The organism is Halovenus aranensis (assembly GCF_900100385.1).
In the GTDB taxonomy this organism is placed as follows: domain Archaea; phylum Halobacteriota; class Halobacteria; order Halobacteriales; family Haloarculaceae; genus Halovenus; species Halovenus aranensis.
Genome location: NZ_FNFC01000011.1, coordinates 1 through 12,008 on the forward strand (window position 1 = coordinate 1; position 12,008 = coordinate 12,008).

Consider the following 12,008-nt stretch of genomic DNA (forward strand, 5'->3'; position numbering starts at 1 on the left):
GCGGACGACCTGCGGGCCGTGGCTGCTGACAATGGGTTCCAGGACTGGCACACGGAATACGAAATCGCTGCACACGACGTCGAGTACCTTGTTCACTACCGCGGATCGTCGCTGATGGCAACTGCGAATAACGCGCTCATCCGGGAGAAAAGCTACACGCAGCGATGGATGGCAGAAACGTCCTACTCGACGGTCAAGCGAACGCAGGACTCCGCCCTGCGTTCGCGGTTCTGGTACCGCCAGTTCCGTGAGATCGTCCTCCTGTTCGCGCTCAACAATCTCAAGAAACTCGCCAAAACGCTATGATCCGACTCCCGTCCCGCATTTTCAATAGAGCAGTTTATTCTGTTTTACTCGTCAGCGGGGGCTACCGCAGCGAGTCCTGCTGTGTTGTGGTCGCCTTGACCCGAGAGGTGGGTGTGTTTGAACTCGGTCGGGTATTTGAGTCCGTAGCCAACAGCACGGTCGGCGCCGATGTGCGCGGCCCAGACGAGTGCAACCCAGACGGGGAGTGACATACCGAACGATGCGCCAGCGGCTCCGAGCGTGACGGGCGCGAGATACGTGTGAACCGCGATAGCACTGGTGTAGGCACCGTTCACTCGGTGGCCTGTTCGAGAATCGCTCTGACGAATCCGGACTTGGACTCGGTGTAGGTCGCGCGGTCCTCGGCGAATCGCTCGGCCAGTTCCGCTTTCACTCTGGCGTATCGTCTGGCCTCACGCGGGTGTTCACGGAGGTAATCGCGGAAGGCGAGCTGTTCGGTGTGGGTTTTGCTCCCTGCTTCTGTTATCGAAAGGTAGTGTGTCCGGTCGTCCTCTGGACCCTTTGCGAAGAAGTGCCTGTCCTCGACTGCGTCGTTCGGACGGAACGTATAGCCGAGTGCATCGAGGTCGCGGCTCCAGGTCTCGCGGTCCCCGACAGTCTCGGCGACGACGAGGATGTCGATGATCGGCTTTGCGGGGACGCCCGCGATTGCGGTACTGCCGACGTGCTCGATAGTCACCACACCGTCTGTCAGTACCGAGCGAAGGCGGTCTGCCTCCCGTTCGAACAGCCGTGCCCACCTCTCGTCGTGAGGGACCAACTCGACACGGCCGCGTTCCAGTCCAATCATCAGTCTCTCTACGTTATTTCGCTACAAGAAGGAACTGGTCTTGGAGAAACGAGCGACGGCGGCCACGCAATCGGAGGGCGGTATCGATAGGCTGGCGTCTCACTGGAGTGTCTCTTAGACCCACTCAGACAGCGAGACGACCTGCTGGTCCGGCGGCGAGCCGAGCACAATCATCTCCGAGTCGACATCATCGGTCACGGTTGCGCCCGCAGCGACGACGGCGTTCTCGCCGAGTTCGACCCCCGGCCCGACGACCGCGCCCCCGCCGAGGAAGACGCCTTCACGGAGGTGTATCGGCTCGAAGCTGTCGTTTCGAAAGGTCATGCCGCTCTCGTCGAGGTCGTGTGTCACGCCGGCGACGGTGCTGTTGGGGCCAATCTGGACGCCGGACTCGACCGTTGCGTTCTCGACGTAACTGCCGGCGTTGATGTCGATGGAGTCGCCGAGCGTCGATTTCTTGACCGAGACGCGCTCGTAGAGCCTGCAGTCGTCGCCGATGTCGGAGTCGTGGACGGTCACGTGTTCACGGAGCTGTGAGTCGCCGACCGTCGAGTCGACAACTCGGGCGGTGTCGTCGATGGACATAGCCGACCAACCCAGCCGAGACTGTTGAATGTTTCTCCCTCCGACGGTCGCCCGTTCCAGAACGCTTTAGTTGTCACCTCGTCTCGTTTGTGGTATGAGGTCCGACTCCCACCGTCGGCGTACGGCACGCGAGTCAGCGAGCGCACTGGGATTCGGATTTTTCGCTTTCTGAATCGTGGCGTGTGGAGCCGCTCGCGGTGTGAGCCGGTGAAACTCGTCAGTCGGAACGGGAACCGTTAACTAACCGACCCCCGGTGTATCCACCAACAATCGATGCAACTGCCAGAAACACAGGTCGCGGTCCTCAGGGCCGCGGACGCACAGTCGCAACGGGACGTAACCGACATTGCCAGCGAGGTTGGCGAACAGCCACAGGCCGTGGCGCGAGCGGCGTTCGAGCTCGAAGAACGCGGTCTCGTCGACCTCGGTGAACGCACCGAGGCAGAGGTCACGCTGACCGGCGAAGGCGAGGACTACGCCGCCGACGGCCTGCCGGAACTCGCGCTGTACGAGGCGGCACTCGCGGCTGGCGCGGCCGAGGAGCCAGTCTCGCTTGGACGACTTATCGGTGAGGCAGGGCTCGACGGTGACGCGGTCGATATCGCTCTGGCAAACTTCGCCAGAAAGGGATACGGAACCGTGGACAGCGGCGACGTAACAGTCGACGCCGACGCCGACCTCGAGAGCGACGCCGAGTTGCAGGCGCTCGAAACGCTCGCGGCGGGTGATGCTGTCGACGACGAGGCCGTACTCGACCAGCTCGACCGCCGCGGATTAATCGACCGTGACGAACGAACGGTCCGGTCGGTCACCTTGACCGGCGATGGTGTGACGGCACTGATGGAGGGCGTCGAGGCCGCCGAAACCGTCGACCGACTCACGCCCGAATTGTTGACGAGCGGCGAATGGGAAACCGTCGAGTTCACCGATTACAACGTCGAGGCCGACGCCGACGATATCGAACCAGGGCGCAAACACGCACTGCGGGAGATGGCCGACCGGGTCAAAGACGTGCTCGTCGGCATGGGCTTTCAGGAGATGCAGGGGCCGACCGTCGACGCCGACTTCTGGATTCACGACTGTCTGTTCATGCCCCAGGACCACCCCGCACGCACCCACTGGGACCGCTTCGCCATCGAGAATCCGGGGAAAATCGACGACGTCCCCGACGACATCGTCGACCGCGTCAAAACCGCACATAGCGACGGCGTCGGCGAGGACGGCGAGGGATACCACTCGCCGTGGGACGAGGACTTCGCTCGCCAGCTCGCGCTCCGGGGACACACCACGTCGCTGACCGCCCGCCACCTGGCCGGAGAGGCCCTCGGCGACCTCGAACCGCCCCAGCGGTTTTTCAGCGTCGAGAAGGCCTACCGCAACGACGAACTCGACGCGACTCATCTGCTCGAGTTCTTCCAAATCGAAGGCTGGGTGATGGCCGAGGAGCTGTCGGTGCGTGACCTGATGGGGACGTTCACCGAGTTCTACGAGCAGTTTGGCATCACCGACCTGGAGTTCAAGCCGACCTATAACCCGTACACGGAGCCGAGCTTCGAGCTGTTCGGTCGCCACCCCGAGACCGGCGAACTCATCGAAATCGGGAACTCGGGCATCTTCCGACCGGAGATGCTCGAACCGCTCGAGGTCGACTGCGACGTGATGGCCTGGGGGCTCGCGCTCGAACGGCTGATGATGCTCGCGACCGGTGCCGAAGACATCCGAGACGTGCACGGAACGCTCGTCGATCTTGAGTACCTGCGAACAGAGGAGGTGATTTACTGATGCCAGTCGTCAACGTCGACCCCGACGAACTCCGAGAACTCACAGACCAGCGCGACAAGAGCGAAGACGACCTGCTCGACGATATGTTCGGCCTCGGCCTCGAATTCGAGGGCGAAACCGAAGACGGCGACCTGAAAGTCGAGTTCGAGCCGGACCGTCTGGACTGGCTCTCAATAGAGGGGATTGCCCGCGCCCTGCGGTACTACTACGGCGAGGACCGCGGCGTCGCCATCCCCTCGACGAACGACCCCGAGTGGACAATCGAAGTCGAAGAGACACCGGAACAGCGCCCCTACGTGACTGGTGCAGTCGTCCGCGACGTCGACCTCTCTGATGGGGTGCTCGAATCGATTCTCCAGCTCCAAGAGAAACTCCATGCGACGATGGGACGCGGCCGGGCCAAAGGGGCCATCGGCATCCACGACATGACGATGCTGAAGGGCGCGCCGGCCAAAGACGGCGCAGAGAAGTCGATTCGGTACACCTCGATGTCGCCCGACGAGCGGTTCGTCCCGCTGGAAAGCGACGAGGAGATGACACCTGCCGAGGTACTCGACGCCCACCACATGGGGTCGGACTACGCTGACCTCGTTGCCGGGATGGACCGGTATCCCGCTATCTACGACGACATCGGGCTGTTCTCGTTCCCGCCGGTCATCAACGGCCGACGGACCGAAGTTACCGAGGACTCCCGGGACCTGCTCATCGAGATGACGGGGACCGACCAGTGGACCGTCGACCACATGCTGAACATCGTCTGTTATGCGCTGTCGGCCCGCGGCGGCCGCCTCGAACGCGTCGAAATCAGCTACGACGAGGATGCACCCGGCGAGTACGCTGGCCACACGCTCGATAGGCCGGACCTCGCGACGAAGACCAAGACAGTCACCCACGACCGCATCGAGACGGTACTCGGCGTCGGCTTCGACGAGGAGACGATTGTCGACTGCGCCGAACGCTCCGGACTCGACGTACGTGTCGAGGAGAACTACGAGTTCGAGATTCCACCCTACCGTGTCGACGTGCTCCACCCGGTCGACGTTATCGACGATATCGGTCGAGTCTACGGCTTCAACGAACTGGGGCCGCGCTACCCCGACGTGGCAACCGTCGGAACGCGCCACGAGCGCTCCCGGCTGGAAGACGCCGTCCGCGAGACGCTGGTCGGACTCGGCTTCGAGGACCTGCTCAACTTCTATATGACGAACGAACGCGAGAACTTCGAGCGGCTGGGCGTCGAACCCGGGACCGACGTGGTCGGCGGCGGCGAGCCGGTCACCATCATCGAGCCATACAGCGAGGCCTACACGATGTTACGGACCTGGGCGCTCCCCTCGGTGATGCAGGTGCTCGAAAACAACACCCACCGGTCCTATCCCCAGCATCTCGCCGAAATCGGCCTCGCGGCCTGTGTCGACGAGAGCGAAAACACCAACGTCGCCGAACACCGGACAGTTTCCCTCGCAATGGCCGACCCCGAGGCGTCCTACGAGGACGTTCGCGCCCGCCTGCAGGCGCTCACCGGACGGTTCGATGCTGAGCTGGAGACGCCAGCGACCGAGCATCCGTCGTTCATCCCCGGCCGCTGTGCCGCGGTCGTCATCGACGGCGAGTCGGTCGGCGTCGTCGGTGAAGTTCACCCCGAGGTTATCGTCGGCCACGACATCGAGGTTCCCGTGGTTGCCGCCGAGTTCCGGCTGGACGCGCTGCAGTAGTCGGGCCGAGACTCGCGACGGTTGCGGAGTGGCGGACAAGACGCCACCATCCCCTTACTTAGCGCTGCTGTCTGACGAGCGCGTCGTCGGGGTAGCCGACCGCCCCAAGCGCCCGCCGTCGTTCGGCCTCGGTCAGCCGATAGGGTTCGAGTTCTTCGCCAAGCGAACCCAGTTGGTCGCGGCGTTGCTGGTGGCCTTCGAAGAAGTTAGCAATCTTCTCGGCGGCGATTTCCTTGAGTTCGCCGCTCAGCAGCGACCCCTCCCGGTACTCCCGAGCCAGCCGCTCGACTTCTTCGTCGTCGTCCTCGAAGAAATAATACAGGAGCAGGAAGGAGATGTCGACCTCGGGGTCGCCCCCCTGTTCGCGGTGGTCCGCGACACTCGACTGGCCGCCGGAGTAGGCGTAGGTCAGTATCTTCTCGCGAATCGTCTCGCGGTCGTCGGTGAGGAGGATGTTCGGCGCGTCGTCAGAGGCGCTCATCTTGCCCGGCCCGTCGAGGCTCGGGAGGAACTTCGAGAGGAGCGCGCTCGGTTTCTCGATGTCGTACCGTTCCTTGCCGGCCACGTCTCGACAGACCCGGACGTGAGGGTCCTGGTCGGCCCCGATTGGAACGAGGGTCGGCTGTCGCCCCTCGACGAGTTGCGGAAGCAGAAGGTGTGTCGCCTGCACCGCCGGATAAAACGAGAGGCCGACGTTCTCGGGCTCGCCGTATGTCGCATCGACCGTTGCCTGGGTGAGTTCGTTGCTCAGAGCCGACGCGAGCGGATAGACCACGTCGGCGTCGGCACTATCGACAATCAGGCGTGTTCGTTCGGGGTCGAACCCGACGGCAAGGATATCACGTAGATTGTCCAGCGTATGCCTGCCGATTTCGTCGAGTGACTGGTCTTTGGTGAGATACTTCTCGTCGTCCGAGAACGGGATATACACCGTTGTCCCCGCCGTTTCCTGAAGGTACTTGGCGAAGTAGAATGGAAAGACGTGGCCGATATGCATCGGGCCAGAGGGCCCGACTCCGGTGACGAGGGCGTGGTCTCCGCCGGCCGTCGCGGCGTCGAGAAACCGGTCGAGGTCACGGTGTGCGTAAAACACGCCGCGTCGGACGAGTGGATGTCCGGGGCCAGGGAAACGCCCGCACTGGTCGGGCGTCACCTCGTCGGCGCCGAACTGGTCGAGGAGTTGGTCGTAGTCGACGTCGCCGTCGACGCTGTGCGGTGTCACGGTGAAGTCGTCCTGTGTTGTCATAGTCTGTCTCGCTGGTGCTCACTTTATAACCGACACACGACGGAAGCGAGTGAGCACCGCGCCGTCGGCAGGCGGGTGAAGCCCGTCGCCTCAGAACGCGATACTGTCCACTCCCGAGAACAGACGCCAGCGCCAGCCACGGCCGATGGGAGTGGACATCGGAATTACTCGATGATGAGAGGGCGAATCGGTATAATTACTTCGAAACCAGACCGTCTGTCGGTCCACGACAGGTGGGCGACGCGCTGAGGACGCTCGTGGTTCGAAGCCCTTAATTACGGGCTCATCTTTCATCGGACAAGAACAACCTATGTCGGACAAACCAGCTTCGATGTACCGGGATATCGACAAGCCCGCCTACACGCGACGCGAATACATCACGGGCATCCCCGGGTCCAAGATTGCACAGTACGAGATGGGTGACAAACAGAGCGAACCCGAGGACTATCCCGTCCAGATTTCGCTCGTCGTCGAAGAGTCCGTCCAGATTCGCCACGGCTCGCTCGAATCCGCACGACTCTCGGCCAACCGTCACCTCATCAAAGAGTTCGGTGAGGGTAACTACCGGATGATTCTCCGGAAGTTCCCCCATCAAGTCATCCGAGAGAACAAACAGGCGACCGGTGCGGGTGCCGACCGTGTCTCCGACGGAATGCGCCAGGCGTTCGGTAAAATCGTCGGTACCGCGGCCCGAATCCAGGCCGGCGAACGACTGTTCACCGCCTACTGTACCGTCGACCAGGCCGCCGAGGTCAAGGAGGCCTACCGACGTGCCTACAACAAGATTACGCCGCCCTGCCGCATCAAGGTCGAACGCGGCGAAGAGGAGCTCGTCGCGTAATCTGTCTCGTTTTTCTCGGTCTGCAACTCGTCGCCAGCTATAACGGCCGGCGACTCGACCGACAAGATGAATGGTCGTTCTGTCTCTTTTCGGAGCGTCGCTTGTCGCCGTCAGTCTCGCAATAGTGTGGTACAGCCTCCGACAGCTCGTCGTCGTGCCAAAGGTAGTACGGACAGCGCCGGTCGACCCGTCGAGCGTTATCGAATCCGGCACCGACGGTGCGTTCGTAGTCTGTCGCGGAACGACAGCGCCGGCAGACAAGACCGTCGCCGGTCCGTTCACGGGGACACGCTGTCTCGGCTTCGAGTTCGCGGTGAGCGAACGCCAGCCATCTGGCATCGGCATCCCCTGGGGGTTTGCTCACCTCGACGATGGGGTCGCAACGCTCCCCTTCCGACTCACAGGCGAGCGGGGGTCGCTGCGAGTGGAGCCATCACCCCGTCGATTCTCGCTTGATACCGCGTCGACGGTCGTGACCGTGGGCGCACGCGAGACACCACCAGACCGAATCGCGAGTTTCGTCGACGGTCGTGACGCGCTCTCACCGGTCGCCGACTGGCTCGCGACGATACCCGGGATGGGGACACGGCAGTACGTCGAGCGCCGAGTCGAATCCGATGAGGAGTACACCGTCGCCGGCCGGATAGAACGACAGCAGGGAACACCGGCGCTCACCGGGTCGCTCGTTATCACCGATAAGTCCCCGACAGGCTTCGCACTGGCCCGGCTGAAGGCCGCGGTGTTGCCGCTAGTCGTCGCCGTGTTTCTCGGGGGTGCAGGCGCGGTGATACTCACTCTCTGAGCGGTCCGAACACGAGAGACTGCGACATCTGAATACCCTGCTGTGTAATAAAATTATAAATGACCACCACTGCTTGTTGTGCTCGATGGCTGGCAAAGACACACGGGGGTTAGAAGAGATTGTCGAGCAACATCTCGCAGGAACAGGATGGGACGCCGACCGGGAAGAGGTCGCCCGCGGCATGTACCGCGTAATTGGGCTCGACCCGGAGACGTCGCGACGACGGCTGGTGTTGGTCGTTCCGGCAGTGACGGCCGCCGTGACCGTCGAGGACATCGAGTGGCTCGTCGACGACGCCGAGAGTGCCGGAGCGGACATCGTCGAGGTGACGGCAGCCGGAACAGTCACCGACCAGGCACGGCAACGCGCAGACCAGTACAACATTTCCGTCGAGGACCCTGACAGCTACCAGTCGACGGGTGGGGCCGGACAGCAACGACAGACACAGAGTCGCGGCCGACAGCAACCGCCCCAACAGCAGTCCCCGGGTGTTGACGGCGGCCAGTCACCGCCCCAACAGTCGCCGGGTGTCGATAGCGGGCAACGACCGCCACGAGGACAAGCGAGCCAGCCCCGCGGACAGATGTCAAGAGAGGGGCACTCAAACGCCAACCCCGCAGCTATGCTCTCGTCCGGGTTCCGTCCCGTCGGTGGATTTCTCTACGGGTTGCTCGGGTTCATCCTCTCGTTTACCTTCACGACGATATACTTCTTCTATCGGCTCAACGAGATTACCGACGGCAACATCGACGCCGTGTTGCCAGACGAGATACAGGCCTTTGGCTGGGCGTTTTACAACGCGAACATGGTGGACATCACCGTGAGTGCCGGCGGTGCGTCGGTGGAAGTTATCAACTATCTCGACCGAATCGACAAGCTCAACGGCGTAGTGTTCTACGGGATGATAGCCCTCATGCTGTTTATTTCGGGGTACTCGGTGGCGTCTCGCGTCACAGACCCGCTGACCGGTCCAGAGGGGGCTGTCGCCGGGGCGAGTGTCGTCGTCGGGTATCTTCCCTTGCTCGCAGCCGGCACGTTCCTGTTTACGACCGAGGAACTGGGCGCAACGGCCGGCCCTGAAATCGGCGTCACACTGCTGCTGTGGGGCATCATCTACAGCGTCGTCTTCGGTGGCATCGGCGGGTATCTCTCACGAGGACTCTGAGGCCTGCGGCCAGTCTCTCTGGCCGTCGCCCTGACAGCGGACATGTGAACCCACCCCGAGGCACTCGCCTCAAACCGCCTGTAGATGGAACAAAGCCGAATAGAACTTCGATGAATCCGAACAGTCCTGACGGCGTCCTGCGCGAGTGACGCAAGCGCAGGGCAAGCCAAGACGCGAATGACACAGCGGCCGCTACCGCGGTACAGTCGTAAGGAATGAACGTCCTGGCGGAGATTTGAACTGGGCAAGACGTTCCTGCTCGTCGCTTCGCTCCTGTGCGGGCTGTGACTTGCTTGCCCAAATCTCCGCGGCGTCGATTCCAGCGGCACGGACGGCTCGCTCCGCTCGCCGTCGTTTGCCGCTGAGAACGTCCTGGCGGAGATTTGAACTCCGGTCCCTGGCTCCGCAAGCCAAGAGGATAGTCCACTACCCTACCAGGACTCACTCATCCGTAGCGGGCTACTGGCTAAAGGGGTTACGATTCGTCGGCGCTACTGCTGTCACAATCAGCATTCTTATAGGGACCCGAGCCTGACAGTAGTATATGGCTGAGCGGGCAGGACAGGGAGACGATACGCTGGACCTCTCGGGGCTCGATGCTGTCTCTAACGTGTTACTACTGGTTCCATCGCTCGGAAACCAGGGTCGACAGGCCTGCCTAACGCTCCTCTCTCGGACACCGCCAAGCGAGACGAACGTCCTCACAGTCACCTACACAGACACGGCACCGGACTGGGTCGACCTCTGGAGCGACAACGTCGGCACGCCGCCCGTCCGCGGTGGAATCGTCCCAATCGGACAGGGCGAGACCGATGTCGACGACCCCTCGTGGGCGGTCAAGTCGGTCGAGAACCCCTCGGACCTGACTGGTATCGGTATCCAGCTCAGCGAGTTGCTTTCGACGATGGCGAAAGCGGCCGACGACAGCGAGGAGATTGCAATCTGTTTCGACTCGGTTACGTCGCTGCTGCAGTACGCCGACCTGCAGCGGGCGTTTCGCTTCCTCCACGTCGTCACCGGCCGGGTGAAGACCGTCGACGGTGTCGGCTACTACCGCCTCGACCCCGACGCCCACGACCGGCAGACGCTCGCTACACTCAAGGGGCTGTTCGATGCCGTCGTCGAGGTCGACGAGGACGGTAACTGGTCAGTCCAGACCTGACCCAGTATTTATATACCAACAGGCGCCAGCCAGGCGCGATGGCAGAGCCACCAGAACCGACAGAGACAAATGCACGAGGGCAGAGGGACACAGCCCCAACGACAACGCTTAAGCGGCGACCAGCCGTGTGTTCCGTACAGTAATGGGTGCGATTGAGGATATCTACGCCGATCTCGAGACGGAGGTCTCCGAGGAGGAGTTCCGGGAGGCAGTCGAGGAGAAAGTATCACAGATGGACGGCCTGGTCGACGAGGAGACGGCCGCCCAGCTACTCGCACACGAGCTTGCAGACGGCGAAGTGGACACCGTCGCGGATATCGACCCCGCGATGGACGAGGTGAAGTTCCTCGCCAAGGTCCGCACTATCGGCGAGTTGCGGACCTTCGAGCGCGACGAGGAAGGTGAAGGAATGGTGATCAACGCCGAGGCGGCCGACGAGACCGGCAGCGTCCGGCTCGCATTCTGGGACGAACAAGCCGAGGCCGTCGACTCTGGCCAACTCGAACCCGGAGACGTACTGCGCGTCAAGGGGCGGCCCAAAGAGGGGTACAACGGACTCGAAGTGAGCGTCACCGAAGCCGAGCCCGACGACGAGGTCGATATCGAGGTCGCACTAGAGAGCGACAGCATCGACGCGCTCACGCTCGGCCAGTCCGACGTGACACTGCGAGGGCTGGTGCTTGGGACCGACGCCGTACGAACCTTCGACCGCGACGACGGCTCGGAAGGCCGCGTCGCGAATCTCACGCTCGGCGACGAGACCGGTCGAATTCGGGTGACACTGTGGGACGACCGCGCCGACCGCGCCGAAGAACTCGACCCTGGGACCGCAGTCGAGGTCGTCGACGGCTACGTCAGAGAACGAGAGGGCGACCTCGAACTCCACGTGGGCGACAGGGGAGCCGTCGACGAAGTCGACGAGCCCGTCGACTACGAGCCAGATACGACGCCCATAGACGGCGTCGAAATAGACCAGACGGTCGATATCGCGGGCGTGGTGCGCTCGACGGACCCAAAGCGGACCTTCGACCGCGACGACGGCTCGGAGGGGCAAGTCCGAAACGTCCGGCTGCAAGACGACTCCGGGGATATTCGAGTCGCACTGTGGGGCGAAACGGCTGATATCGACATTGGGCCGGGAGACGAACTGCTGGTGGCCGATGCGGAGATACAGGACGGCTGGCAGGACGACCTCGAAGCCTCAGCAGGGTGGCAGTCGACAGTTGTCGTCCTCGAAGACGCCACGACAGAAGTTGGTGCGTCGCCGTCGAGCGGTGCCAGTGACGGTGACACAGCAGTTTCGGACGGCGGAGACACCGGCCTCGATGCGTTCGCTGACGGCGAGACGCCCGAGGCGACGAGCGAGGAAACCGACGGCGAGACCGTCGAGTTCACGGGGACAGTCGTTCAGACCGGCAACCCAGTCATTCTGGATGACGGAACGGAGACGATGAGTGTCGACACGACGGAGACACTGCGACTCGGCGAGGAAATAACAGCCAGAGGAACGGTCGACGAGGAGGTACTCGACGCCAACGAGATACTCTGATGGCGCTCGCGCCCCGAGCGTTACACAACGCTTAAGATTGCCAC

11 protein-coding genes, 1 tRNA gene and 1 pseudogene are annotated in these 12,008 nt (G+C 62.6%); 8 read left to right on the plus strand and 5 right to left on the minus strand.

Translation table 11 applies throughout. The annotated features are described in order from the left end of the window. A pseudogene (locus BLR34_RS11580) lies at nucleotides 1–306 on the plus strand (IS5/IS1182 family transposase); the annotation flags it as partial. A gap of 44 nt (nucleotides 307–350) precedes the next feature. Here the strand turns inward: BLR34_RS11580 and BLR34_RS11585 are convergent. The 3 genes from BLR34_RS11585 to BLR34_RS11595 all read right to left on the minus strand — a co-directional run bounded on the left by BLR34_RS11585 (nucleotide 351) and on the right by BLR34_RS11595 (nucleotide 1,702). Then, nucleotides 351–602, minus strand: a complete 252-nt coding sequence (locus tag BLR34_RS11585) for a DUF4260 family protein (protein WP_218120884.1) — start codon at nucleotides 600–602, stop codon at nucleotides 351–353. Then, a complete protein-coding gene (locus BLR34_RS11590; protein WP_092703188.1) occupies nucleotides 599–1,117 on the minus strand; it encodes a GrpB family protein in 519 nt (172 codons plus the stop codon). Before BLR34_RS11590 ends, BLR34_RS11585 begins: the two co-directional genes overlap by 4 nt. Nucleotides 1,118–1,231: 114 nt before the next feature. Further along, on the minus strand, nucleotides 1,232–1,702 hold the full coding sequence (locus BLR34_RS11595) for an acyltransferase (protein WP_092703190.1): 471 nt from the start codon (nucleotides 1,700–1,702) through the stop codon (nucleotides 1,232–1,234). 273 nt (nucleotides 1,703–1,975) lie between these two features. Between BLR34_RS11595 and pheS the strand changes: the two genes are divergently transcribed. Both pheS and pheT read left to right on the plus strand, forming a co-directional pair. Further along, nucleotides 1,976–3,484 carry a phenylalanine--tRNA ligase subunit alpha gene (gene pheS, locus BLR34_RS11600; protein ID WP_092703192.1) on the plus strand — a complete coding sequence of 503 codons (1,509 nt, stop codon included), beginning with the start codon at nucleotides 1,976–1,978 and terminating at the stop codon, nucleotides 3,482–3,484. Continuing rightward, nucleotides 3,484–5,199, plus strand: a complete 1,716-nt coding sequence (gene pheT / locus BLR34_RS11605; protein ID WP_092703194.1) for a phenylalanine--tRNA ligase subunit beta — start codon at nucleotides 3,484–3,486, stop codon at nucleotides 5,197–5,199. The genes pheS and pheT overlap by 1 nt, the downstream gene beginning before the upstream one ends. Nucleotides 5,200–5,257: 58 nt before the next feature. Here pheT and BLR34_RS11610 read toward each other — a convergent pair whose 3' ends face one another. Then, nucleotides 5,258–6,445 carry a tryptophan--tRNA ligase gene (locus BLR34_RS11610; RefSeq protein ID WP_092703196.1) on the minus strand — a complete coding sequence of 396 codons (1,188 nt, stop codon included), beginning with the start codon at nucleotides 6,443–6,445 and terminating at the stop codon, nucleotides 5,258–5,260. 310 nt (nucleotides 6,446–6,755) lie between these two features. On the opposite strand from BLR34_RS11610, the gene BLR34_RS11615 reads away from it, so the two are divergent. From BLR34_RS11615 to BLR34_RS11625, 3 genes are all read left to right on the plus strand, one after another. Further along, the gene (locus BLR34_RS11615; protein ID WP_092703198.1) at nucleotides 6,756–7,286 is read left to right on the plus strand and encodes a 50S ribosomal protein L16; all 531 of its coding nucleotides are present in this window, start codon (nucleotides 6,756–6,758) and stop codon (nucleotides 7,284–7,286) included. A gap of 70 nt (nucleotides 7,287–7,356) precedes the next feature. Further along, nucleotides 7,357–8,088: a hypothetical protein gene (locus BLR34_RS11620; protein ID WP_092703200.1), complete on the plus strand. Its 732-nt coding sequence runs from the start codon at nucleotides 7,357–7,359 to the stop codon at nucleotides 8,086–8,088. Between the two features lie 85 nt (nucleotides 8,089–8,173). After that, nucleotides 8,174–9,253, plus strand: a complete 1,080-nt coding sequence (locus tag BLR34_RS11625) for a DUF7978 family protein (protein ID WP_092703205.1) — start codon at nucleotides 8,174–8,176, stop codon at nucleotides 9,251–9,253. A 368-nt stretch (nucleotides 9,254–9,621) separates the two neighbouring features. On the opposite strand, the gene BLR34_RS11630 is transcribed toward BLR34_RS11625, so the two are convergent. After that, a tRNA-Arg gene (locus BLR34_RS11630) sits at nucleotides 9,622–9,694 on the minus strand. 103 nt (nucleotides 9,695–9,797) lie between these two features. On the opposite strand from BLR34_RS11630, the gene BLR34_RS11635 reads away from it, so the two are divergent. Continuing rightward, nucleotides 9,798–10,415: a DUF7504 family protein gene (locus BLR34_RS11635; protein ID WP_092703207.1), complete on the plus strand. Its 618-nt coding sequence runs from the start codon at nucleotides 9,798–9,800 to the stop codon at nucleotides 10,413–10,415. A 142-nt stretch (nucleotides 10,416–10,557) separates the two neighbouring features. Next, nucleotides 10,558–11,964, plus strand: coding sequence for a single-stranded DNA binding protein (locus tag BLR34_RS11640; protein ID WP_092703209.1), 1,407 nt, complete (start codon nucleotides 10,558–10,560; stop codon nucleotides 11,962–11,964). Nucleotides 11,965–12,008 lie beyond the last annotated feature (44 nt).

What these genes read in the sequence shown, in the direction of transcription:
- BLR34_RS11590 (WP_092703188.1), bottom strand. Translation starts at nt 1,117, where the DNA reads ATGATTGGACTGGAACGCGGCCGTGTCGAGTTGGTCCCTCACGACGAG.
- BLR34_RS11595 (WP_092703190.1), bottom strand. Translation starts at nt 1,702, where the DNA reads ATGTCCATCGACGACACCGCCCGAGTTGTCGACTCGACGGTCGGCGAC.
- pheS (WP_092703192.1), top strand. Translation starts at nt 1,976, where the DNA reads ATGCAACTGCCAGAAACACAGGTCGCGGTCCTCAGGGCCGCGGACGCA.
- pheT (WP_092703194.1), top strand. Translation starts at nt 3,484, where the DNA reads ATGCCAGTCGTCAACGTCGACCCCGACGAACTCCGAGAACTCACAGAC.
- BLR34_RS11610 (WP_092703196.1), bottom strand. Translation starts at nt 6,445, where the DNA reads ATGACAACACAGGACGACTTCACCGTGACACCGCACAGCGTCGACGGC.
- BLR34_RS11615 (WP_092703198.1), top strand. Translation starts at nt 6,756, where the DNA reads ATGTCGGACAAACCAGCTTCGATGTACCGGGATATCGACAAGCCCGCC.
- BLR34_RS11620 (WP_092703200.1), top strand. Translation starts at nt 7,357, where the DNA reads ATGGTCGTTCTGTCTCTTTTCGGAGCGTCGCTTGTCGCCGTCAGTCTC.
- BLR34_RS11625 (WP_092703205.1), top strand. Translation starts at nt 8,174, where the DNA reads ATGGCTGGCAAAGACACACGGGGGTTAGAAGAGATTGTCGAGCAACAT.
- BLR34_RS11635 (WP_092703207.1), top strand. Translation starts at nt 9,798, where the DNA reads ATGGCTGAGCGGGCAGGACAGGGAGACGATACGCTGGACCTCTCGGGG.
- BLR34_RS11640 (WP_092703209.1), top strand. Translation starts at nt 10,558, where the DNA reads ATGGGTGCGATTGAGGATATCTACGCCGATCTCGAGACGGAGGTCTCC.